Annotated in this window: 18 protein-coding genes; 6 read left to right on the forward strand and 12 right to left on the reverse strand. The window is 72.6% G+C overall.

Translation table 11 applies throughout. The features are described 5' to 3' along the window. Positions 1-11: 11 nt before the first annotated feature. From alaS to JOD48_RS10870, 5 genes are all read right to left on the reverse strand, one after another. Positions 12-2,705 carry an alanine--tRNA ligase gene (gene alaS, locus JOD48_RS10850; protein ID WP_204808999.1) on the reverse strand — a complete coding sequence of 898 codons (2,694 nt, stop codon included), beginning with the start codon at positions 2,703-2,705 and terminating at the stop codon, positions 12-14. A gap of 148 nt (positions 2,706-2,853) precedes the next feature. After that, positions 2,854-3,192: a hypothetical protein gene (locus tag JOD48_RS10855; RefSeq protein WP_204809001.1), complete on the reverse strand. Its 339-nt coding sequence runs from the start codon at positions 3,190-3,192 to the stop codon at positions 2,854-2,856. Continuing rightward, positions 3,192-3,572: a DUF948 domain-containing protein gene (locus tag JOD48_RS10860; RefSeq protein WP_191790463.1), complete on the reverse strand. Its 381-nt coding sequence runs from the start codon at positions 3,570-3,572 to the stop codon at positions 3,192-3,194. Before JOD48_RS10860 ends, JOD48_RS10855 begins: the two co-directional genes overlap by 1 nt. Before the next feature lie 142 nt (positions 3,573-3,714). Further along, positions 3,715-4,341: a 30S ribosomal protein S4 gene (gene rpsD / locus JOD48_RS10865; protein WP_191790464.1), complete on the reverse strand. Its 627-nt coding sequence runs from the start codon at positions 4,339-4,341 to the stop codon at positions 3,715-3,717. Between the two features lie 277 nt (positions 4,342-4,618). Further along, a complete protein-coding gene (locus JOD48_RS10870) occupies positions 4,619-6,115 on the reverse strand; it encodes a replication-associated recombination protein A (RefSeq protein ID WP_204810547.1) in 1,497 nt (498 codons plus the stop codon). 135 nt (positions 6,116-6,250) lie between these two features. On the opposite strand from JOD48_RS10870, the gene JOD48_RS10875 reads away from it, so the two are divergent. Then, a complete protein-coding gene (locus tag JOD48_RS10875; protein ID WP_204809003.1) occupies positions 6,251-8,566 on the forward strand; it encodes an MMPL family transporter in 2,316 nt (771 codons plus the stop codon). 130 nt (positions 8,567-8,696) lie between these two features. Here the strand turns inward: JOD48_RS10875 and JOD48_RS10880 are convergent, their stop codons facing one another. Both JOD48_RS10880 and aspS read right to left on the reverse strand, forming a co-directional pair. Then, complete coding sequence (locus JOD48_RS10880; protein WP_307824100.1) at positions 8,697-9,452, reverse strand: GNAT family N-acetyltransferase; 756 nt, start codon at positions 9,450-9,452, stop codon at positions 8,697-8,699. Positions 9,453-9,538: 86 nt separating this feature from the next. After that, positions 9,539-11,371: an aspartate--tRNA ligase gene (gene aspS, locus JOD48_RS10885; protein WP_204809005.1), complete on the reverse strand. Its 1,833-nt coding sequence runs from the start codon at positions 11,369-11,371 to the stop codon at positions 9,539-9,541. Between the two features lie 136 nt (positions 11,372-11,507). On the opposite strand from aspS, the gene JOD48_RS10890 reads away from it, so the two are divergent. Beyond that, on the forward strand, positions 11,508-11,975 hold the full coding sequence (locus JOD48_RS10890; protein WP_204809007.1) for a PPOX class F420-dependent oxidoreductase: 468 nt from the start codon (positions 11,508-11,510) through the stop codon (positions 11,973-11,975). A 23-nt stretch (positions 11,976-11,998) separates the two neighbouring features. On the opposite strand, the gene JOD48_RS10895 is transcribed toward JOD48_RS10890, so the two are convergent. From JOD48_RS10895 to JOD48_RS10905, 3 genes are all read right to left on the reverse strand, one after another. Continuing rightward, positions 11,999-13,141: an Rv2578c family radical SAM protein gene (locus JOD48_RS10895; RefSeq protein ID WP_204809009.1), complete on the reverse strand. Its 1,143-nt coding sequence runs from the start codon at positions 13,139-13,141 to the stop codon at positions 11,999-12,001. Between the two features lie 182 nt (positions 13,142-13,323). After that, positions 13,324-14,727 (reverse strand): histidine--tRNA ligase, encoded by a 1,404-nt coding sequence (gene hisS, locus JOD48_RS10900; RefSeq protein ID WP_204809011.1) that lies wholly within the window; start codon positions 14,725-14,727, stop codon positions 13,324-13,326. Between the two features lie 44 nt (positions 14,728-14,771). Next, the gene (locus JOD48_RS10905; protein ID WP_204809013.1) at positions 14,772-15,596 is read right to left on the reverse strand and encodes an MBL fold metallo-hydrolase; all 825 of its coding nucleotides are present in this window, start codon (positions 15,594-15,596) and stop codon (positions 14,772-14,774) included. 187 nt (positions 15,597-15,783) lie between these two features. Here JOD48_RS10905 and JOD48_RS10910 point away from each other — a divergent pair, with 187 nt between their 5' ends. The 4 genes from JOD48_RS10910 (at position 15,784) to ligD (ending at position 20,124) form a co-directional block, all read left to right on the forward strand. Further along, positions 15,784-16,491, forward strand: a complete 708-nt coding sequence (locus JOD48_RS10910; RefSeq protein ID WP_191790472.1) for a peptidylprolyl isomerase — start codon at positions 15,784-15,786, stop codon at positions 16,489-16,491. Continuing rightward, positions 16,488-18,245 carry a DUF349 domain-containing protein gene (locus JOD48_RS10915; protein ID WP_204809015.1) on the forward strand — a complete coding sequence of 586 codons (1,758 nt, stop codon included), beginning with the start codon at positions 16,488-16,490 and terminating at the stop codon, positions 18,243-18,245. Before JOD48_RS10910 ends, JOD48_RS10915 begins: the two co-directional genes overlap by 4 nt. A 105-nt stretch (positions 18,246-18,350) precedes the next feature. Beyond that, positions 18,351-19,028 (forward strand): hypothetical protein, encoded by a 678-nt coding sequence (locus JOD48_RS10920; protein ID WP_204809017.1) that lies wholly within the window; start codon positions 18,351-18,353, stop codon positions 19,026-19,028. A gap of 4 nt (positions 19,029-19,032) precedes the next feature. Further along, on the forward strand, positions 19,033-20,124 hold the full coding sequence (gene ligD / locus JOD48_RS10925; protein ID WP_204809019.1) for a non-homologous end-joining DNA ligase: 1,092 nt from the start codon (positions 19,033-19,035) through the stop codon (positions 20,122-20,124). A gap of 116 nt (positions 20,125-20,240) precedes the next feature. On the opposite strand, the gene JOD48_RS10930 is transcribed toward ligD, so the two are convergent. Continuing rightward, positions 20,241-21,347, reverse strand: coding sequence for an ATP-dependent DNA ligase (locus JOD48_RS10930; RefSeq protein WP_204809021.1), 1,107 nt, complete (start codon positions 21,345-21,347; stop codon positions 20,241-20,243). A gap of 86 nt (positions 21,348-21,433) precedes the next feature. Next, positions 21,434-23,749 (reverse strand): RelA/SpoT family protein, encoded by a 2,316-nt coding sequence (locus JOD48_RS10935; protein ID WP_239527393.1) that lies wholly within the window; start codon positions 23,747-23,749, stop codon positions 21,434-21,436. Positions 23,750-23,802 lie beyond the last annotated feature (53 nt).

Consider the following 23,802-nt stretch of genomic DNA (forward strand, 5'->3'; position numbering starts at 1 on the left):
CGGGTGCGCGCTCAGAGTGCCGAGGCGACGTCGTCGCGGATGCCCGCGAGAGCCGCCGGGAGGGCGGACACGTCGGTGCCGCCGCCCTGGGCCATGTCGTCCTTGCCGCCACCGCCGCCGCCGAGCACGCCCGACGCCTTCTTCGCGAGCGCGCCCGCGCGCAGTCCCGCCTCACGAGCGGGTGCGTTGGTCACGATCACGACCTGCGGACGCTCCTTGCTGACGCCGGCGATCGCGACGACGCTCGGGGCCGAGTCCGCGAGACGGCCGCGCACGTCGAGCGCGAGGGCGCGCAGGTCGTCGGCCGAGGCCACCTCACCCGCGTCGTGCACCACGACTCGCACGGTCCCGACGGTCTCCGCGGCGGCCGCGAGGTTCGCGGCGGACGCGAGGAGCTGTGCCTGGCGCAGCGCCGCGAGCTCCTTCTCGGCGTCGCGCAGGCGCGCCACGAGCGAGCCCACCCGGTCCGGCAGCTCCTCGGTGCGCACGTTCAGCAGGCCCGTGAGCTGCCCGACCAGGGCGTGCTCCTTGGCCTGGAAGCCGTAGGCACCGTCGCCGACGAGCGCGTCGACGCGGCGCACGCCGGAGCCGATCGAGGACTCGCCGAGCAGCGTGACCAGGCCGAGCTGCCCGGACTGCTTGACGTGCGTGCCCGCGCACAGCTCGCGCGACCAGTCGCCACCGATCGAGACCACGCGCACCTGGTCGCCGTACTTCTCGCCGAACAGCGCCATGGCGCCCAGGGCGCGGGCCTCCGCGATGGGCATGACCTTGTCCGTGACCTCGAGGTTCTCGGCGAGCTGGGTGTTGACCCGCTCCTCGACCTCGGACAGCACGCCCGCCGGCACCGCGCTCGAGGCGCGGAAGTCGAAGCGGATGCGGCTCGGCGCGTTCTCCGAACCGGCCTGCGTCGCGTCCTTGCCCAGGGCCTCCTGGATGGACTTGTGGATCATGTGCGTCGCGGTGTGGGCGCGGCTGATCGCCTTGCGGCGCGCCGTGTCGATCTGCGCGGTGCCGGGGTCCCCCAGCGCCACGACGCCCTCGACGAGGCGTCCACGGTGGACCGAGAAGCCCTTGATGGGGCGCTGCACGTCGTCGACCTCGATGGTCGCGCCGCCGTCGAGCACGATCGTCCCGTGGTCGGCGAGCTGGCCACCGGCCTCGGCGTAGAACGGCGTGCGGTCGAGCACGACCTCGACGTCGGCCGGGGCCGTCGCGGCCGGGGAGGGCACGCCGTCGACCAGGAGGCCCACGACGTTGACGGACGCCGTGGCGTCCGTGTAGCCCAGGAACTCGACCGGGCGGGCGAGCTCGCTCTGCAGGGCCTCGTAGGCCGCGGTGTCGACGCCGCCCGTGCGCTTGGCGAGCGCGTCGGCGCGCGCACGGGTGCGCTGCTCCTGCATGAGGGCGCGGAACGCCTTCTCGTCGACCTGGACGCCCTGCTCGGCGGCCATCTCGAGGGTCAGGTCGATCGGGAAGCCGTACGTGTCGTGCAGGGCGAAGGCCTGGTCGCCGGGCAGCACGGGCGTGCCGCCTGCCCCGGCCGTGGTCTTGGCGGCCGCGACCGCGGTGTCCAGGATCGTGGTGCCCGAGGTCAGGGTGCGACGGAACGCCTCCTCCTCGGCGTAGGCGATCTGGGAGATGCGCTCGAAGTCGGCGCCGACCTCCGGGTAGGAGGCCTGCATGGCGTCGCGCGAGACGGGGAACAGCTGGGGCAGCGAGGGGTCCTCGACGCCCAGCAGGCGCATGGCGCGCACCGAGCGGCGCAGCAGCCGGCGCAGGACGTAGCCGCGGCCCTCGTTCGAGGGGCGCACGCCGTCGCTGATGATCATGAGGGCCGAGCGGACGTGGTCGGCGACCACGCGCATGCGCACGTCGTCGTCGGTGTCCGCGCCGTAGCGCTTGCCCGAGAGCTCCTGGGCTGCCGCGATGACGGGGAAGACCTCGTCGATCTCGTACATGTTGTCGACGCCCTGCAGGACGAACGCGACGCGCTCGAGCCCCATGCCGGTGTCGATGTTCTTCTTCGTGAGCTCGCCCAGGATGGGGAAGGACTCCTTGGTCCCGCCGTCGCCGCGCTCGTACTGCATGAAGACGAGGTTCCAGATCTCCAGGAACCGGTCACCCGCGAGGTCGACCGCGGGGCCGCCGTCGGGGCCGTACGCCGGGCCGCGGTCGAAGAAGATCTCCGAGCAGGGACCGGCAGGCCCGCGGGCACCCGTGGACCAGTAGTTGGGTCCCATACCGAGGCCTTGGATGCGCTCGTCCGGCAGCCCCGCGATCTTCTTCCAGAGCTGGCGCGCCTCGTCGTCCTCGTGGAAGACGGTGACCCAGATCTTGTCCTCGGGGATGCCGTACCCGCCGTCGTCCTGCGACCGCGTGATGAGGTCCCAGGCGTAGGTGATCGCGCCTTCCTTGAAGTAGTCCCCGAACGAGAAGTTGCCGTTCATCTGGAAGAACGTGCCGTGGCGCGTGGTCTTGCCCACGTCGTCGATGTCGAGGGTGCGCACGCACTTCTGCACGCTCGTCGCACGGGCCCACGGCGCCGTCTGCTCGCCCGTCATGTACGGGATGAACGGCACCATGCCCGCGATCGTGAACAGGGTCGAGGGGTCCGGCGAGATGAGCGACGCCGAGGGCACGACGGTGTGGTCCTGGGCGGCGAAGTAGTCGAGCCAACGCTTGCGGATCTCGGCGGTACGCATGATGTCCTTCGGAAGTCGGTGATGGAACGGCCCGGGGCACGCCGCAGGGGCGGGCGACACCGGCTAGAACAAGTATGTTCCCGACGTGCTTCCCTCCCGTCCCGCGACGCAGGTCGCGCGGCGGGGGGAAGCAGGCTCGGTGGGTGGATCAGTAGAACGAGTACCCGAGGAGGTCCTCGTCGTCGGCGCCGGGTTCCCCCGCCCGCTCGCGGCGCGCAGCACGGGCCGCGCGCACGTCGTCGGGGTCCGGCTGGCCCTCGGCGAGCAGGGACGCGAGCAGCTCGGCCTCACGCGCGTCGCGCGCGGTGCGGAACTCCTCCCGGAAGGTCCGGGCGAAGCTCGTGGCCTTCTCCCCGATCGAGTTGACCTGGTCGGTGGCCTGGTCCACGAGCGAGGCGGGCGCGTAGCGCGCGACCACCTGCCGTCCCTTGACGACGACGACCACGGTGATCGCGACGCCGACGCCGACCCAGAAGACCCGACGCATCAGCGACCGGTCCGAGGTCCGGAGCCCGAACGGCCCGAGGCCCGCGCGAACGCCTGGCGCACGCCGTACGTGAACGCCGCGACCTTGACCAGCGGCGCACCGAAGGTCGCCGCGTACAGCCCCGTGAGGGCCGAGACGTTCTCGCTGACCTGCGCGGCCGACGTCGTGATCGTGTCGACCTTCACGAGCTGGCTGTTGGTCGTCGCGACGGTCGTGGCGGCCTCGTCGAGGATCGGCACCGAGTGGTCCGTGACCTCCTTGATGCTCACCCGGGCCTCGTCGAGCACCCGGCCGAGCTTGACCAGAGGAACCGCGAGGACCCCGACCAGCAGCACGAATGCGATGGCGGCGATCAGCCCGGCCACATCTCCTACGGACATCTCCTGCTCCTCCTTCGACGGCGCGACGCGACGGACGGCACGCCTCGCGAAACCTTACCCGGATGCACGAACGCCTCGCTCCCCGTCGAAGCGGTGAGCGAGGCGTTCGTGCACGGCGCGCGGCAGCAGCCGCGCAGGAGGATCAGCGAGCGTAGTACTCGACGACGAGCTGGACCTCGCAGGTCACGGGGACCTCGACGCGCTTGGGGCGACGCACCAGGACGGCGCTCAGCTTCTCGAGCTGGACGTCGAGGTAGGCCGGGACGGCCGGCAGGACGTCGCGGTGCGCACCGGCGGCGGCGACCTGGAACGGCGTGGTGGCCTGGCTCTTCGGCTTGACCTGGATCGTCTGACCCGGCTTCACCTTGAACGAGGGGCGGTCGACGATCTTGCCGTCGACGAGGATGTGGCGGTGGCCGACGGCCTGGCGCGCCTGGAGGATGGTGCGGGCGAAGCCCGAACGCAGCACGAGCGCGTCGAGACGCGTCTCGAGGTTCTCGACCATGGCCTCACCGGTCAGACCGGCGTCCTTGCGAGCGTCCTCGTAGGCGCGAGCCATCTGCTTCTCGCGGAGCGCGTACTGGGCGCGCAGACGCTGCTTCTCACGAAGACGCACCGCGTAGTCCGACTCGGTGCGGCGACGGGCGCGGCCGTGCTCACCGGGCGGGTAGGGGCGCTTCTCGAAGTGCTTGACGGCCTTGGGCGTGAGCGCGAGGCCCAGCGCGCGGCTCAGGCGAACCTGGCGGCGCGAACGAGTCACTGAAGACACAGTGTGTTCCTGTCCTGTCGTGTGTACTTGACGTCACACCCGTGCGGATTGCCGGGTGCGGGACCAGCCGATGAGCCCGCCGCGATCCGTGAGGATGCCCACCCGTCGACGCGAGTCGAGGATGACGTGCGGGGCTGCGGGGCCGAGGTCCCAGGCGGTTGCCGCTGCCCTGACGGGCGGAGACAACCTGAGAAGTCTACCGCACCGGGCGTGACGCCCGGTCCCTCGCCGGCCACGCTGCACGGCGCGGGACCCGCCAGGTGCCGCCGGGTGCCGGTCAGTCCCCGAGGATCTGCCGGATCCGGTCGAGGCGCTCGGTCACCGACCGCTCGAACCCGCGGTCGGTCGGTGTGTAGTAGCGCGTGCCCTGCAGGACGTCGGGCAGGTACTGCTGGCGCGCGACCGCGTGCGGGGCGTCGTGCGCGTACTTGTACCCCTTGCCGTGCCCCAGCTCCTTGGCCCCGGCATAGTGTGCGTCGCGCAGGTGCGCGGGCACCGTCCCGACCTTGCCCGCGCGCACGTCCGCGAGCGCCGCGTCGATCCCGAGGTAGGCCGCGTTGGACTTGGGTGCGGTCGCGAGGTGCACGACGGCCTCCGCGAGGATGATCCGGGCCTCGGGCATCCCGATGAGCGCGACGGCCTGGGCGGCCGCGACCGCGGTCTGCAGCGCGCTGGGATCGGCCATGCCGACGTCCTCCGCGGCCGAGATGACGATCCGCCGGGCGATGAACCGCGGGTCCTCCCCCGCGGCGATCATGCGCGCGAGGTAGTGCAGGGACGCGTCCACGTCGGAGCCGCGCACGGACTTGATGAAGGCGCTCGTGACGTCGTAGTGCTGGTCCCCGTCGCGGTCGTAGCGCACGGCGGCGACGTCGATCGCCCGCTCCATGGTCTCGAGGTCGACGACCACGGTCCCGTGGTCCTCGCCGGGCGTCCCGGCGGCCTCGTCCTCTCCCGGTGAGCCGTCCTCTCCCGGCGCGTCGTCCTGCCCGACGGCGTCGCTCGCGTCCGGCGCGTCGTCGTCGGGCTGGGCGGTGGTGCGCACGGGCGCGTCCGGGAACTCGGAGAGCGCGGCGCCCGCGGCGGCCTCGAGGATCGTCAGGGCCTTGCGGGCGTCGCCGCCCGCGAGGCGGACCAGGTGCTCCTCGGCCTCCTCCGCGAGGGCGACGGCCCCGCCGAGCCCGCGCTCGTCGACCAGCGCCCGGTGCACCAGGGCGCGCACGTCGCCCGACGTGAGGGGCTTGAGCGTGAGCAGGAGCGAGCGCGAGAGCAGCGGGGAGTTGACCGAGAAGCTCGGGTTCTCGGTCGTGGCCGCCACGAGCGTGACCCAGCGGTTCTCCACGCTGGGCAGCAGCGCGTCCTGCTGGGACTTGGAGAAGCGGTGGACCTCGTCGATGAACAGGACCGTCTCCTCGCCGCCGGTCGCGAGGCGCCGACGCGCGTCGTCGATGACCTGACGCACGTCCTTGACGCCTGCGGTCACGGCCGAGAGCTCGACGAAGCGCCGACCCGAGGTCGTGGCGATCAGGTACGCGAGGGTCGTCTTGCCCGTGCCCGGCGGGCCCCACAGGATGACCGAGCCCGGCGCAGCGCGCGAGGCCCCCGGCCCGTCCACCTCGATGAGGCGACGCAGCGGCGAACCGGCGACGAGCAGGTGCTCCTGGCCGGCGACCTCGTCGAGCGCGGCCGGACGCATGCGCACGGCCAGCGGCGCGCCCGGTCCCGGGCGGGGGGTCCCCTGGGTGCCTGAGGTCGCGGCGTCGAACAGGTCCATCCCGGGAAGCATGTTCCGAGCCTACGCACCACCACCGACACTCCTCGACACGGCCCGCGCCGCACTCCGTGAGAGCTGCCCGCCCAGACTGTGCACGGCCCGGCACGGCCCGGCGCGAGGTGCGATGCTGACGGGGTGTTCGAGAGTCTTGGCCGCGCCGTCGCCCACCGTCCCCGTCTGACCGTCGCCGTCTGGGTGGTGCTGACCGCCCTGGGGTTCGCCCTGGCCGTCGTGGGCGTCCACGGCGAGAGCCTGTTCGACCGCCTGACCACGGGCGAACCGTCGGTCCCCGGCTCGCAGAGCGAGCGCGGCACCGAGATCCTCACCGAGCAGACCGAGACGGGCGAGACGGTCTCGCTGCTCGTGAGCGGCGTCGACCCCGCAGACCCGGCCGTCGCCGAGGCCATGGCCCCCGTGCACCAGGAGCTCGCCGCGGTCGCCGGGGTCGAGACGGTCGTCGACCCGTACGTGATCCCCGGGGGCGTCGCGACCGAGGCCGCACAGTCCCTCGTCGCGGCCGACGGCGACGGGTTCGTGCTGTCCGTGACGCTCGAGCCGGGCCTCGACGAGGACGCCCAGGCCGCGGCGGCGACCGACGTCGTCGGGATCCTCGAGGCCGTGCCCGCGGACCTCGCCGACGTGGCCCCGGACGCGACCGGGCTCGTGTCGAGCAACGACCTGATCGTCGAGGCCATCACGTCCCAGGTCGAGAAGGACCTCACGACGGGCGAGATGATCGCGCTGCCCATCGCGCTGCTCGTCATGGTCCTGGTCTTCGGCGGGTTCCTCGCCGCCGCGATGCCCATGGCCGGGGCCATCGCCTCGATCGGTGCCGGGCTCGGCGTCCTCCTGGGCCTGTCCTACCCGTTGACCATCGACGCGTCGGTCGTGAACGTCGTGACGCTGCTGGGCCTGGGGCTCTCGATCGACTACGGGCTGCTCATCGTGTCGCGCTTCCGCGAGGAGCTGCACGCCCTCGACGACGCGTCACCGGGTCGCGCCACGCCCTCCGGGGACGCCACGCCGGGCACGGATTCCGGGGCCGGCGTGGCGGATGGGTCCCCGACGGCCCGCGGGACCCGGCGCTCGCGGCGCCGCGACGCCGACGTGACCACCGCCGTCGTGCGCACCATGGCCACCGCCGGGCGCACCGTGGCCTTCTCGGCGCTGACCGTCGCGATCTCGATCGCGGGCCTCATGGTCTTCGAGCCCGACATCCTGCGCGCCATCGGCGCCGCCGGGCTGGCCGTCATCCTCATCGCCGTCGCGACCGCGATGACCCTCGTGCCCGCCCTGCTCGCGCTCGCGGGCCACCGGCTCGTCCGGCCCGGCGTCCTGAGCAAGGTCCCCGGGCTGCGCGCCGTCCTGGCCCGCACGGCCGACGTCCAGTCCGACGAGGGCTTCTTCTCCCGGCTCACGGGCCGCGTCCAACGCCACCCGGTCTGGGTCATGCTCGCCACCGTCGCCGTCCTGGTGGTGCTCGCGCTGCCGGTGCTCGGCCTGCAGATGCGCAACTCGGGCATCGAGCTGCTGCCCCAGAGCTCGCCCCAGCGCGAGTTCGTCGACGAGCTCTCCACCCAGTTCCCCGCGTCCGCGAGCGCCGACGTCCGCGTCGTGACCGACTCCACGCCCGAGGAGGCCCAGGCCTGGGCCGACGACATCGCGGGCCTCGACGGCGTCGAGCGGGTGGACCCTGCGGTCCCCGTGGGCGACGACCACGCGCTCGTCGGGGTCCACCTCGACGCCGCCGACGCGGGCGGCCCCGAGGCCGTGGCCGTCGTCGAGGAGCTGCGCGCCCAGGACCCCGGGTTCACGTTCTACGTCACGGGGCAGGCCGCCGGGCAGGTCGACTTCCGGGCGGCGCTCGCGGACCGGGTGTGGTGGGCCGTGGGGATCGTGGTGGTCGCGACGTTCGTGCTGTTGTTCCTCATGACCGGCTCGGTCCTCATCCCGGTCAAGGCGCTCCTGACGAACGCACTGTCCCTCGCCGCGTCGTTGGGCGTGCTGGTGTGGGTTTTCCAGGAGGGGCACCTGGAGGGGCTGCTGGACTTCTCGTCGGCGGGCGGCATCGAGACGTACGTCGTGGCCCTGGTGATCGCGTTCGCGTTCGGGCTGGCCATGGACTACGAGGTGTTCCTGCTGTCCCGGATCAAGGAGCTGCACGACGCGGGCCTGTCCAACGACGAGGCCGTGCGTCTGGGGCTGCAGCGATCAGGGCGGATCATCACGTCGGCCGCGGCCATCATCATCGTGGTGTTCGCGGGCTTCGTGTTCGGTGAGCTGCTCGTCATCAAGGAGGTCGGCTTCGCGCTGGCCGTGGCGGTGTTCATCGACGCGACGATCGTGCGGATCCTGCTGGTGCCCGCGACCATGACGCTGCTGGGCCGGGCCAACTGGTGGGCGCCCAAGCACCTGAGGTGGCTGTACTCGAAGTTCTCGATCGCGCACTGACCCGGGTGAGCGTGCCCGGTCGCCCGGGTGCCGAGCGGCGGAACAGCTCGGTGCGGAGCAGCTGTCGAGAACGACGGGCGTTCGGCGACGACTGCTCCGCACTCAGCGGGACACGAGGGGCGGGCGCGGCTCAGTGCCGGCTCTCGAACTCCTGCACGACGGCGTAGCCCAGGCGCGTGTAGACGCGGCGGGCGGCGTCGTTGTCGGCATACATGCCCAACGTCACCCAGTCGGACTCGTCGAGCCCGGCACGGGTCACGACGGCCGTGGTGGCCGCAGCGATGCCGTGCCCACGCCACGCTGGGTCGGTCGCGACACTGCCCAGCGACCACGGGGCTCCGGGGACCGCCTGCCGGGCGCCGACGACGCCGCGCAGCACCCCGTCAGGGTCGCGCCAGCCCCACCAGCGCGTCAGCGGGTCCTCGGGGCTCATCTCCGCGAGCGGGTTCGCCACGTCCAGGCACGCGCGGACCTCGGCCGCCGCCGAGGGGCCGGTCAGCGCCTCGACGCGCTCCTCGCCCGGCTGGGGGGCGGGGGCCTCGCGGGTCGCGAAGAAGTCCCACGTCGAGACCGACTTCTCGCTGTCGGGCTCGCGCAGGATCGTCGGCAGGTCCTCGCTCGCGCACCGGTCCCCCAGGACCGTGAGGGTCCCGCGCGGCAGGCCCGCGCTCACGACGTGCTCCCCGAGCTCACCGTCCTGGGCCACGCGCGCCAGCAGGGTCGCGGTCGCCTCGGGCGAGCCCATGCCCCACAGGCCGACACGCTCGTGGTGAGCGCCGCCGTCGGGCACCTGCCCCTCACCGAGAGGGACGGGCGCCGCCACGCTCAGCACGCACGCGTGCTCGTCCTGCCACACCCCGCGCACGTCCCACTCGGGGAGGTCCACCAGGACAAAGGGGTGGGAGGCCCACCGGTCCCTCAGACCGGTCGAGCCTCCCAGCGTCCTTGCCTGCGTGCGGGTGTCCGGGGCGCTCACGCCTTCCCGGCGGTGGCAGGAGCGTCAGCGGCCTCCGCCGCTGCGTCCGGCGCGGGCGCGGCCTTGGGCTTCGCGTCGACGCCCGCCTCCTTGCGCTGCTGCGCCGTGATGGGCGCGGGCGCCTGCGTGAGCGGGTCGAACCCGCCGCCCGACTTGGGGAACGCGATGACGTCGCGGATCGACTCCGACTTCGTCAGCAGCGCCACGATGCGGTCCCAGCCGAACGCGATGCCGCCGTGCGGCGGGGCGCCGAACGCGAAGGCGTCGAGCAGGAAGCCGAACTTCTCCTGAGCCTCCTCCTCGCCGATGCCCATGACCGCGAACACACGCTCCTGGACGTCACGGCGGTGGATACGGATCGAGCCGCCGCCGATCTCGTTGCCGTTGCACACGATGTCGTACGCGTACGCGAGCGCCTCGCCCGGGTTCTGCTCGAACGTGTCGATCCACTCGGGCGTGGGCGAGGTGAACGCGTGGTGCACCGCGGTCCAGGCCGAGTTGCCGAGGGCGACGTCGCCCTCGTCGGCGGCCTCACCCGTGGGCTTGAACAGCGGGGCGTCGACGATCCAGACGAACGCCCAGGCGTTCTCGTCGATCTGCCCGGTGCGCTTGGCGATCTCCTGGCGGGCCGCGCCCAGCAGGGCGCGCGACTCGTTGGTCCGGCCCGCCGCGAAGAACACCGCGTCGCCCGGCTGGGCGCCGGTCGCGTCGCGCAGGCCCTCGCGCTCGGCGTCGGACAGGTTCTTGGCGACCGGGCCCGCGAGGGTCCCGTCCTCCTGGAACGTCACGTACGCCAGGCCCTTGGCCCCGCGCTGCTTGGCCCACTCCTGCCAGGCGTCGAACTGGCGGCGCGGCTGCGAGGCCCCGCCCGCCATGACGACGGCGCCCACGTACTCGGCCTGGAAGACACGGAACGGGGTGTCCTTGAAGTAGTCCGTCAGCTCGACGAGCGGGTTGCCGAAGCGCAGGTCCGGCTTGTCCGACCCGTACAGGCGCATCGCGTCGTGGAACGTCATGCGCGGGATGGGCGTGGGGATCTTGTACCCGATGAGATCCCACAGCGCGACGAGGATCTGCTCGCCGAGCGCGATCACGTCGTCCTGCTCGACGAAGCTCATCTCGACGTCGAGCTGCGTGAACTCGGGCTGACGGTCCGCGCGGAAGTCCTCGTCGCGGTAGCAGCGGGCGATCTGGTAGTAGCGCTCCATGCCGGAGACCATGAGCAGCTGCTTGAACAGCTGCGGGGACTGCGGCAGCGCGTACCAGGACCCGGGGGCCAGGCGCGCGGGGACCAGGAAGTCGCGGGCACCCTCGGGCGTCGAACGCGTCAGGGTCGGAGTCTCGATCTCGACGAAGTCCTGCTCGTCGAGCACGCGGCGCGCGGCCTGGTTGGCCTTGGCGCGCAGGCGCAGGGCGTGGGCCGGGGTGGGGCGGCGCAGATCCAGGTAGCGGTGCTTGAGGCGCGCCTCCTCGCCGATGACCTCGGTGCCCTCGAGGGCCGTGGAGACCTGGAACGGCAGGGGCGCGGACTCGTTGAGCACGACGACGTCGCTCACCACGACCTCGACCTCACCCGTGGGGAGGTTCTTGTTCTCGTTGCCCTCGGGGCGACGGGAGACCACACCGGTGACCTGGAGCACGAACTCGGCGCGCAGCGGGTGCGCGATCGACTCGTCGCGGATGACGACCTGGGCGATGCCCGAGGCGTCGCGCAGGTCGATGAAGGCCACCCCACCGTGATCGCGGCGACGATCGACCCAACCGGTGAGGGTGACGGTCTGACCGATCTGCTCGGCCCGCAGGGAGCCGGCTGTGTGGGTGCGAAGCACGGAGAGAGTCCTTCCGGAACATGCCGGGGCGCACAGTGGCGTCCCGGGATGGGAGTGGGGAGTGCGCAGACGACGCACTCGGACGAGTCTAGTCTGTGGGCGGACCACGTTCAGGAGAACCCACCGGGAGGCACCCATGGCCAGGCGGATCGCGACCACGGACCGGATCGGACGCGCGGAGCTCGTCGCGTTCCTGCGCGCCAACCGGCGGGCCGTGCTGCTCACCCGGCGCGCGAACGGCGCCCCGCAGATGAGCCCCGTCACGTACGGGGTCGACGGCGAGGGGCGCGTCGTGGTCTCGACCTACCCCGACCGCGCCAAGGCCGTGAACCTGCGGCGCGACCCCGCCGCGTCGCTGTGCGTCCTGGGCGAGGACTTCGACGACGCCTGGGTCCAGGTCGACGGCACGGCCGAGGTGATCGACCTGCCCGACTCGGTCGAGCCCCTCGTCGAGTACTACCGGTCGGTCGCCGGGGAGCACCCCGACTGGGACGAGTACCGCCAGGCCATGGTCGCGCAGGGCAAGTCGCTGCTGCGCGTGACGATCACGGGTTGGGGCCCCGTGGCCACGGGCGGGTTCCCGGCACGGCTCGCGCAGGACTGAGCGCGGGGGCAGCCGCCGACACGCTAGAAGAGCAGCTGCTCGGCGCTCGCCGCCGCGCTCGGGCTCGTACGTCCGGACGGTCCACCGCGGTCCCGGTCCTGCACCACGAGGCTCCCCGCCGGATAGGCCCCCTCGTCGTGCCGCGCTCTCTCGCCAGGGGTCTCGGGGTGCCAAGCGGTCCGGGCGTGCCCGGACGTGCGTGCCTGGGCCCGGTGACCGGCGCTCGCGAAGCCGCGCTCGACGAGCAGCGGCCGCACGCGGTCCCACAGCCAGTCGCGGTACGCGCGGCTCGCGTACGACCCGCCCGCGTAGACGCGCTCGTAGCCCGAGACCCGCTCGGGGTGGTCGCGGCGCAGCCAGGCCATGAACCACTCGCGGGTGCCGGGCTTGAGGAACAGCGGGAGGACCGTGGCGCCGGTCGCGCCGGCCTCGTGGACCGCGTCGAGCAGGCGTGTGAGGTGGTCGGTCGAGTCGGTGAGCCACGGCAGCACGGGGGCGATCATGACCCCGCACGGCAGCCCTGCCGCCCGGGCGGCGCGGATGAGGTCGAGGCGGGCGCGCGGCGTGGGGGTGCCGGGCTCGACGGCCTGCTGGAGGTCCTCGTCGACGAACGCCAGGGAGACCCCGATGCCGACGTCGACGTGCTCGGCCGCCTGCGTCAGACGCGGCAGGTCGCGGCGCAGGAGCGTGCCCTTGGTGAGGATCGAGAACGGCGTGCGCGAGGCCTCGAGCGCGTCGATGATCCCCGGCATGAGCCGGTAGCGTCCCTCGGCGCGCTGGTAGGGGTCGGTGTTGGTGCCGAGCGCGACCGCGTCGCCCGTCCAGGACGGCTTGGCGAGCTCGGCCCGCAGCACCTCGGCGACGTTCATCTTGACGACGATCTGGCTGTCGAAGTCCTCGCCGGGGTTCATGTCGAGGTAGCGGTGCGAGGGGCGCGCGAAGCAGTAGGAGCACGCATGGGAGCATCCGCGGTACGGGTTGATCGTCCAGGTGAACGGCATGCGGGACTCCCCCGGCACCTTGGACAGCGCGCTCTTGGCGAGCACCTCGTGGAACGTGACCCCGGCGAACTCCGGGGTGCGCACGGTCCGCACGAGCCCCGCCATGCGCCCGAGCCCGGGCAGCGCGCCGTCGTCCGCCGTGATCGCCTGCCCGTCCCACCTCATCGCCCCATTCGAACACATGTTCGAGCCGGTTGTCGACGCGGTCGCCGTCGGCGTGACCTTCGGCCGGGAGACGTCCGAGGCCTGGATCGTCGCCCGCACCACCGGGCACGCACACGTGAGGCCCGGCAGGGTGTCCCCTGCCGGGCCTCACACGCGTCCGGGTCAGCACCCGGGCAGCGGGCTCACTCCCCCGCGGGCACGACCCGAGGCCACAGGTCCTCCGCCGACGGGGCCCACGTCGCCGGGTCCGCAGCGACCTGCTCGCCCGAACGGATGTCCTTGACCTGGTGAGCGACGACCTCGCCGTCCGCACCGATCCCCGCGGGGAACCACACGAACGGGATGCCGCGACGGTCCGCGAACTTGATCTGCTTGCCGAACTTGGCCGCACTCGGCGCGACCTCGACCGGGATGCCGCGCGAGCGCAGCGCCACCGCGACCGCGTCCGACGCGGGTCGCGTCTCCTCGCTCGTGACCGCGACCACGACCGCGCTCGGCACCGACCGCGTCGAACGGACCAGGCCGGCGCTCAGCAGCCGCGACACCAGGCGCGAGACGCCGATCGAGAGCCCCACGCCCGGATAGGTGTTCGCGCCGTCCGAGGCCAGGGTGTCGTAGCGCCCGCCCGAGCAGATCGACCCGAGCTGCTCGTGCCCCACCAGCACCGTCTCGTAGACCGAGCCCGTGTAGTAGTCCAGGCCGCGCGCGATCTTCAGGTCCGCCACCACGACGCCCGGCGCCCGCACGGCCGCCGCGTCGATCAGCGCCGACAGCTCGCGCAGGCCCTCCTCGAGCAGCTCCGAGGTCACGCCGTGCTCTGCCGCGAGCGCCCGCACCCGCTCCGCGACGCTCGCGTCCGAGCCGGAGATCGCCGCGAGCGCCAGGCACGCGGCCGCCTGCTCGGGCGTCGCGCCCGTCTCGGCGACCAGCAGCGCCCCGACCTTGTCCGGCCCGATCTTGTCGAGCTTGTCGATGCTGCGCAGCACGCCCTCGACGTCGTCCAGGCCCAGCCCGCGGTAGAAGCCCTCGGCGACCTTGCGGTTGTTCACCAGGATGCGGACCTCGGGCACACCGATCGAGCGCAGCTCGCCCAGCGCCTCGGCCATGACCAGCGGCAGCTCGACCTCGAAGTGGTAGGGCAGCTCGCCCGCACCCACGACGTCGATGTCGGCCTGCACGAACTCGCGGAAGCGCCCGTCCTGGGGGCGCTCGCCGCGCCACACCTTCTGGATCTGGTGGCGCTTGAACGGGAACGCCAGGTGCCCGGCGTTCTCCAGCACGTACCGCGCGAACGGCACGGTCAGGTCGAAGTGCAGGCCGAGCTGCTTGTCCCCCTTGCCGCCTCGGTCCCCCGCGGCCCCCTCGGACGAGTCAGCCTCCTCCTGGAGGCGGCGCAGCACGTACACCTCCTTGGAGGTCTCGCCCTTGCGCAGCAGCTGGTCCAGGGGCTCGACGGCCCGCGTCTCGATCCCCGCGAAACCGTGGAGCTCGAACGTGCGACGCAGCGTGTCGAGCACGTGCTGCTCCACGACGCGTCCAGCAGGGAGCCATTCGGGGAAACCGGAGAGAGGTGTAGGTCGGGCCATGGGACCCGATCCTTCCAGACGTACCGACCGAACGAGCAATCGATTCACAGGCCCCGCAGGTACGGGTTGGTGCGGCGCTCGCGGCCGATCGTCGTCAGGGGCCCGTGACCAGGAACCACCTCGAGGGAGTCGTCGAGGTGCCCGACGACGTCGCGCAGGGTGCGCTGCATCGTCTCGCCGTCTCCCCCGGGCAGGTCGGTCCGCCCCACCGAGCCGGCGAACAGGACGTCTCCGGCGAGCACGATCCCGGCCACCTGGCCGTCGCCCGCGCCGCCGCCGTCCTGGTCCCCTGCGGCGACCGGGAGGTAGAGCGTCGAGCCCTGGGTGTGGCCCGGCGCGTGCAGGGAGTCGACCAGGACGCCGCCCAGGTCGAGCCGTACGCGCGGGTCGGCCACCGACGTGCCGCCGGGACCGCGCACCAGCGAGGCACCGGACCCACCGCCCGAGCCGAACGTCCGCACCTCACGGGGTTCCTGGTAGTCCTCGATCCTGGCGCCACCTGCCGCGAGCGCCGCGGCCAGCGGCCCGCTCGTGAGCGGCCCGTCCGCCGGGGCCCCGTGCTCGATCGTGCCGAGCGGGTCTGCGAGCCGGTAGGCGTCGCCCGCGTGGATCCACAGCGGCACCCCGTAGAGGTCGCACAGCTCGGCGGCGTCCCACGTGTGGTCGGCGTGCCCGTGCGTCGCGAGGACCGCGGTCGGCGCCAGGCCGTGCTCCCGCACCAGCTCCGCGACTCCCGGGGCGACCCCTGCCCCGGCGTCGACGATCACGCACGGGCGAGCGACGCCGTCGGGCAGCGTGCCGCGCGCCCCGGGCGCGACGATCGTGCAGTTGGTGCCGAACACGGGTGCGACCACGAGAAAGACGTCCATGCCAGGACAGTACCGACCTCACAAACAGGACACCTGATACCGGACCGTGACCTGAATGGCGGAAAGTCACCGCGCCGGAACGCTCCCGATGCCTAGACTGTCCTCTGAAACCGTGGACCACCCGTGCAATCACGCGCCTTCGCGCCGGCACGCGGACCTGCCCGTGGCGTGAGACGAAGGAGTTGGGGTGTCAACGAGCAAGCGCGAACGCGAGCGTGCCCGCCTGCGTGAGCAGAAGTGGACCCAGCGCCAGGCCACGGCTCGCGCCCGCAGGCGTCGGGCGTGGACGATCGCCGGCGCGGTCGCCGGGGTCGCGGTCGTCGCAGGAGTCACCGTGCTCGCCGTCAACGCCAACGCCCCCGACAAGACGTTCACCCTGCCCCCGGCCTCGGCCGCGCAGGACCGCGAGTGGACGGGCGAGCTGCGGACCAGCGCCGGAGACGTCGCCTTCACGCTCGACGGGCAGGCCGCCCCCCAGGCCGTCGCGAACTTCGTCTCGCTCGCCCGCGAGAAGTACTTCGACGGGACCGACTGCCACCGGCTGACCACCGAGGGCATCTTCATCCTGCAGTGCGGAGACCCCACGGGCACCGGCACCGGGGGCCCGGGCTACGAGTTCGGGCCCGTCGAGAACGCCCCCGAGGACGGCCTCTACCCGGCCGGCACCATCGCCATGGCACGGACCGAGGCCGGTACCGACACCATGGGCAGCCAGTTCTTCCTCGTCTACGAGGACACCACCTTGCCGACCACCACGGGCGGGTACACCGTCTTCGGCAAGATCACATCCGGCTTGGACGTCGTCCGAGCAGTCGCTGACGCGGGCACAGCGGACGGGACCGGCAACGGCTCCCCCGCCACCCCGGTCACCATCGAAGGAGTTGAGACCCAGTGAGCGAGAGCACCGAGAACCACGCGAACTCTCCGGCGCAGGCATCCGAGGAGGCCCCCGCGACGGAGCAGGTCGAGGTGCCGGCGGTCGCTGAACCGACCGAGGCCGCGCCCGCGACCGACGCGCCCCAGGCCGCGACGGACGCGCCCGCCGCAGCGAGCGACGAGGACGCCGCGCCCGTCACGGACGAGACTCCTGCCGAGACGCCCGACGCCCCGGCCAGCGAGGCGACCCCGACCGAGACTGCGGTCGAGACCGAGGTCGCAGCGCCCGAGGCCCCCCAGGAGGAGGTCTCTGCCGAGGCCTCCGCAGAGGTCACGGGCGAGGCCGCACCGGCCCCGAAGCCGGCCGCCGCGCCCAAGCCCTCGGCCGCGCCCAAGCCGAGCGCGATCCCGGTCCCGCGTCCCCCCAAGCCGGGGACCCCGGCTCCCGCCGCCCCCGCTGCGGCGACCATCGCCCCGGCTGCGGCCGCCGCGGTCATCCCCGACGACAGCGCGGCCGCCAAGGCGGCCGCGGGCTTCGGCCGCGTCGACGAGGACGGCACGGTCTACGTGACCGAGGCCGCGGGCGAGCGCAGCGTCGGACAGTTCCCCGGGGTCACCCCCGAGGAGGCGCTCGCGCTGTACGTGCGCCGCTACCTCGACCTCCAGGCCAAGGTCGCGCTCTTCGAGGCGCGCCTGACCGGCACGGACCTGTCCGTCAAGGAGATCGACTCGACCCTCGCCAAGCTCACCGAGGAGACCGCCGAGCCGTCCGCCGTGGGCGACCTCGACGGCCTGCGCGCGCACGTCGAGTCCCTGCGCACGGTCGCGGCCTCGCGCCGCGCCGAGCTCGAGGCCGAGCGCAACGCGGCCAAGGAGGCGGCGCTCGCGGCCCGCACCGAGATCATCGAGGCGGCCGAGAAGATCGCCTCGACCGATCCGTCGCGCATCCAGTGGCGCCCGGCGGGCGAGGAGCTGCGCAAGCTGCTCGACCAGTGGAAGGACGCCCAGCGCAACGGGCCGAGGATCGACCGGACCAGCGAGGAGGCGCTCTGGAAGCGCTTCAGCCACGCCCGGACGGCCTTCGACCGCGAGCGTCGGCACTACTTCGCCGAGCTCGAGCAGCGCAACTCCTCGGCCAAGGAGGTCAAGGAGAAGCTGGTCCAGCGGGCCGAGGCCCTGCAGAACAGCACGGACTGGGGTGCGACGGCGGGCGCCTTCCGCGACCTCATGACCGAGTGGAAGGCCGCCGGGCGCGCCAACCGTCGCGACGACGACGCCCTGTGGGCACGTTTCCGCGCGGCCCAGGACGCGTTCTTCCAGGCCCGTGACGAGCTCAACGCCGCCACGGACGCCGAGTACGCGCAGAACCTCGTGGTCAAGGAGGCTCTCCTGGAGCAGGCCGAGAAGCTCGTGCCGGTCACGGACCTGGCTCAGGCCAAGGTCGCGCTGCGCGACATCCAGGAGAAGTGGGAGGACGCGGGCAAGGTGCCGCGTGCGGACGTCCAGCGCGTCGAGGCCCGCCTGCGCGCGGTCGAGACCGCGGTCCGTGACGCCGAGCAGTCGCAGTGGTCGCGCTCGAACCCCGAGACGCGTGCCCGCGCCGAGGGGGCCGCCGCCCAGCTCGAGTCCGCGATCGCGGGTCTCGAGGAGGACCTGGCCGCTGCGACGGCCAAGGGTGACAAGCGCAAGATCGCCGAGATCGAGTCGGCGATCACGGCTCGTCGCGCGTGGCTCGAGCAGGTCGTCAAGGCTGCCGAGGACTCGCGCGGCTGATCCCGCACCGCACGAGGGGCCCGTGGGGCCTGTGGACGAACGCCTTGTCCACAGGCTCGCGCGGGCCCCTCGCGCATGCCCGGCCCGAGCGTCAGGCTGGGGGCCGTGACCACGCTGCTCTCGCTCCCTGCCGCATCCTCGGTTCGCGTCCGCACGCCCGCGGACGTCGCCATGGACGTGCGTGTCGAGGACGCGCCGCTGCTGGTCCGTCCCGAGCACGTGGGCGGTCGGGTCGCCTGGACGGACCTGGTCCGCTGCGGTGCGCTCGTCCGGGTCCGGGAGGACACCGCCGTGCGCCCGACGACGGAGCTCACCCCCGCGGTCCGCGCGCTCTCCCTGGCCCCCCTCGTGCCTCCACGCACCGTGGTGGGCGGCACGAGCGCCGCGTGGGTCCACTGCGGCTTCCCTGGGGACTGCGTGGTCGAGGTCGTGCACCCGCTGGGCGTCCACCGCCCGCCGCCGCGCCACGGCCGGGTCGCCCGTCAGAGCGCCCTGCTGCGCCCCGAGACGATCGAGCTCGGGACGGTCCTCGTGACGAGCGTCGAGCGGACCGCGGTGGACGTCGCGTGCCTGACGGACCCGCGGCTCGCGGCTCCCGTGCTGTCCGCCCTGCTGGAGGGGGCCGGGCTGGACGTCCGCGCCGCCCTGCGGGTCCTGGACCTGCGTCACCGGCGCACGGGCCGTCCGCGCGCTCGGGCGCTGCTCACTGACCTGTTGAGCGCGTCCACGCCCCAGGACGCCGGGTCGTCGCCGGGCGCCGGGGCGACCCCGCGTCTACCGTGAGGGGATGCCTCGTTCCACGACCCCGGCGGTCGAGCTCGACGTCGACGGGCGCACCGTGCGCGTCACGAGCCCCGACCGTGTCGTCTTCCCCAGCCGCGGGCTGACCAAGCTCGACGTCGTCACCTACTTCCAGTCCGTCGGGCCGGGCATCCTCGCGGCGCTGCGTGAGCGTCCCACGACACTCGAACGCTGGCCCAAGGGAGTCTTCGAGGGCGCGCGGCTGAGCACGCGCACGGACAACAGCGGCGACGCGTTCTACCAGAAGCGCATCCCCCAGGGGGCCCCGGACTACGTCGAGACCGCCAGGATCGCGTTCCCGAGCGGCCGCACGGCTGACGAGGTCCGACCGACCGAGCTGGCCGTGGTGCTGTGGGCGGCCAACCTCGGGACCCTGACCTTCCACCCGTGGCCAGTGACGGGCGCGGACGTGGAGTCTCCCGACCAGCTCCGCATCGACCTGGACCCGCAGCCCGGCACCGACTACTCGGACGCCGCACGCGTCGCCCCGCACCTGCGGGAGCTGCTGGGCGAGCTGGGTCTGGAGGGCTTCCCCAAGACGTCGGGCGGCCGCGGGCTGCACGTGTTCGTCCCGGTCGAGCCGCGCTGGAGCTTCGTGCAGGCGCGCCGCGCGACGATCGCGATCGGGCGCGAGCTCGAACGCCGCCTGCCCGACCAGGTCACCACGAAGTGGTGGAAGGAGGAGCGCGGGGTCAAGATCTTCGTCGACTACAACCAGATGGCGCGCGACCGCACGATCGCCTCGGCGTACTCGATCCGTTCGAACGCCCGGGCCACGGTCTCGGCGCCGCTGCGCTGGGAGGAGGTGCCCGACGTCGGGCCGGACGACTTCGACGTGCTGACCATGCCTGCGCGCTTCGCGGAGGTGGGCGACCTGCACGCACGCCTCGACGCCACGGCCCCCGAGCCGCGGTTCTCGCTCGAGCAGACGCTCGAGCTCGCAGCACGCGACGAGCGCGACCACGGCCTGGGCGACCTGCCCTACCCGCCAGAGCACCCCAAGATGCCCGGCGAGCCCAAGCGCGTGCAGCCCAGCAAGGACGCCTCGCGACACGAGGAGCACCCGTCGGACGCCTGACCCCTCGGCGTCCCGGCGGCGCCGGCAAGGCGGCCTGAGCGACCTTCTGGGGCCAGGTCAGCGCCGTAGGCGCCCCGTGACCGCCTGACCCACCGCCACCAGCTCCCACGCAGCCCTCACGCCACGCCCGGCGCCCCCGGCAGCAGCTCGTCGAGGCGATAGCTCACGGGCTCCTCGAGCTGGTCGTACGTGCACGACGACGGCTCGCGGTCCGCGCGCCAGCGCCGGAGCTGGACGGTGTGCCGGAACCTGCTGCCCTCCATGTGGTCGTACGCGACCTCGAGCACCTTCTCGACCCGCAGCGGGACGAACGACAGGTCCTTCGAACCGCTCCAGCGTGACTGTGCGCCGGGCATGCGCCCCGTGCCGGGGCTCTCCCACCCGGCCCACGGGTGCTCGGCCGCGTCGGGGCTGCCGGGATCGAGCACGAGCGGAGCCAGCTCGTTCACGAGCTCGGCCCTGCGCGCCCTGGGGAACGACGCCGCGACGCCCACGAACTGCAGGCCCCCCGCGTCGTCGTACAGCCCCAGCAGGAGCGACCCGAGCAGCGGTTCCTCGGGAGTCGAGCTCTTGTGCAGGCGGTAGCCCGCGAGCACGACGTCGGCCGTGCGCTCGTGCTTGACCTTGAGCATGACGCGCTTGTTCGGCTGGTAGGGCGCCGCGAGCGGCTTCGCGACGACGCCGTCGAGCCCGGCGCCCTCGAACGCCTCGAACCACTCCTGCGCGACCGCCCGATCCGTGGTGCGCGGAGTCAGGTGCACGCGCGGACCGTCGAGCCCCAGGCCCGCGAGCAGCTCCTGGCGACGGCTCAGGGGCTCGGCCGTGACGTCCTCGTCGCCCAGCGCCAGGAGGTCGAAGACCACGAGGCTCGCCGGGGTCTCCTCCGCCAGCCGTGCGACGCGGGAGGCCGCGGGATGGATGCGCTGCTGGAGCGCCTCGAAGTCGAGCCGGCCCCCTTGCGGGAGCACGATCTCGCCGTCGACCACGCATCGCTCGGGCAGGGCGTCGAGCACGGCCGCCACCACGTCGGGGAAGTACCGCTCCATGGGCTTGGCGCTGCGGCTGTCGAGGCGCACCTCCTCGCCGTCGCGGTACACGATCGCCCGGAACCCGTCCCACTTGGGCTCGAACACCAGCCCGCCCTCGACCGCGGCGGGGTCCGGGACGCCCGAGACCGACTTCGCGAGCATGGGCAGCGTGGGCGGCAGCACGGGCAGGTCCATCCCCCGATGCTGCCACCGGCAGCGCGCGGACACCCGCCGAACGGCGAGCGACGCCGTCGGGCCGTGCCCACCGCAGCGCTGCCGGATCAGGCCGGCAGCTGAGGGCGCTCCTCCGCCTTGGAGCCCGTGATCCGGTAGACGTCGAACACGCCGTCGATCTTGCGGACCGCGGACAGGACCGTGGCCAGGTGCCCGGGCTCGGCCATCTCGAACACGAAGCGGGACATCGCGACCCGGTCGTTCGACGTCGAGACCGTCGCGGACAGGATGTTGACGTGGTGGTCCGACAGGACCCGGGTCACGTCCGAGAGCAGGCGCGAGCGGTCGAGCGCCTCGACCTGGATCTGGACCAGGAACAGGGCGTTGCCACCCGTCGTCCAGTCGACCTCGACGATGCGCTCGGGCTGGTTGCGCAGCCCCACCACGTTGGCGCAGTCCGCGCGGTGGACGCTGACGCCCTGGCCGCGCGTGATGAAGCCGATGATCTCGTCGCCCGGCACCGGGGTGCAGCACTTGGCGAGCTTGACCCAGATGTCGTCCACGCCCTTGACGACCACGCCCGGGTCGCCCGTGCGGGGGCGACGTGAGGTGTGCCCGGGGCGGGCGACCTCGGCGAGGTCCTCGGACGCGCCGTCCTCACCGCCCATGGCGTGCACGAGCTTCTGCACGACGCTCGCGGCCGAGACCTGCCCCTCGCCGATCGCGGCGTACAGCGCCGAGACGTCGGGGTAGCGCATCTCGTTGGCGAGACCCACGAGGGACTCGTGGCTGAGCAGTCGCTGGATCGGCAGGTTCTGCTTCCGCATGGCCTTGGCGATCGCGGTCTTGCCGTGCTCGACGGCCTCCTCGCGGCGCTCCTTGGAGAACCACTGGCGGATCTTGTTGCGGGCACGCGGGCTGGAGACGAACGCGAGCCAGTCCCGGCTGGGTCCCGCCGTCTCCGACTTGGACGTCAGGACGTCGACGACGTCGCCGTTCTCGAGCGTGGAGTCGAGGGGGACGAGCCGGCCGTTGACGCGCGCACCCATGGTGCGGTGGCCGACCTCGGTGTGCACGGCGTACGCGAAGTCGACGGGGGTCGAGCCCGCAGGCAGCGCGATGACGTCGCCCTTGGGCGTGAAGACGTAGACCTCGGCGCCGCCGATCTCGAAACGCAGCGAGTCGAGGAACTCCGAGGGGTCCGCCGTCTCCCGCTGCCAGTCGACGAGCTGACGCAGCCACTGCATGTCGGTCGAGGCGGTGTCCGGAGCGCCGCTCGACTTGGCGACCTCCTTGTACTTCCAGTGGGCCGCGACCCCGTACTCGGCACGCCGGTGCATGTCGTGCGTGCGGATCTGGATCTCGACGGGCTTGCCGCCGGGGCCGATGACCGTGGTGTGCAACGACTGGTACATGTTGAACTTCGGCATCGCGATGTAGTCCTTGAACCGCCCGGGGACGGGGTTCCATCGCGCGTGCAGGGCGCCGAGCGCCGCGTAGCAGTCCCGCACGGTGTCCACCAGGACGCGTGCGCCGACCAGGTCGTAGATCTCCGCGAAGTCGTGCCCGCGCACGATCATCTTCTGGTAGATCGAGTAGTAGTGCTTGGGGCGCCCGGTCACGGTCGCCTTGATCTTCGCGGTGCGCAGGTCTGCGGTCACCTGCTCGCGGACCACGGCGAGGTACTCCTCGCGGGCCGGCGCGCGCTCGGCGACCAGGTGCACGATCTCCTCGTACACCTTGGGGTAGAGCGTCGCGAACGACAGGTCCTCGAGCTCCCACTTGATGGTGTTCATGCCGAGGCGGTGCGCGAGCGGCGCGTAGATCTCGAGGGTCTCGCGGGCCTTGCGCTCGGCGGAGGACGACGGGACGAACTTCCAGGTCCGGGCGTTGTGCAGGCGGTCGGCGAGCTTGATGACGAGCACGCGGATGTCGCGGGCCATGGCCACGACCATCTTGCGCACGGTCTCGGCCTGCGCTGCGTCGCCGTACGTCACCTTGTCGAGCTTGGTGACGCCGTCGACCAGCATGGCGATCTCTTCGCCGTACTCCTCGGTGAGGCGTTCGAGCGAGTACTCGGTGTCCTCGACCGTGTCGTGGAGCAGTGCGGCGGCGAGCGTCGCACCGTCGAAGCCGAGGTCGGCGAGGATCGTCGCGACCGCGACGGGGTGCGTGATGTACGGGTCGCCGCTCTTGCGCAGCTGGCCGCGGTGGGCCTTCTCCGCGGTCGCGTACGCACGCTCGATGACCGAGAGGTCGGACTTGGGGTGGTTGGTCCGCACCGCTTGGAGCACGGGTTCGAGCGCGGGGATGCCGCCCTGGCTCCCCCGGACCCCGAACCGCACCAACCGTGAACGTACCCGTGCTGCCGAGGACTGCCCGCTGTCGCTCGTGGACCGACCGGTCCGTGTCTCTTCGCTCATGCGTGCCTCCTCACCCTGATCGCCGGAGAATCTCGACGTCCGTCGGAGTGGCA

This window comes from Oerskovia paurometabola, from assembly GCF_016907365.1.
Taxonomy (GTDB): domain Bacteria; phylum Actinomycetota; class Actinomycetes; order Actinomycetales; family Cellulomonadaceae; genus Oerskovia; species Oerskovia paurometabola.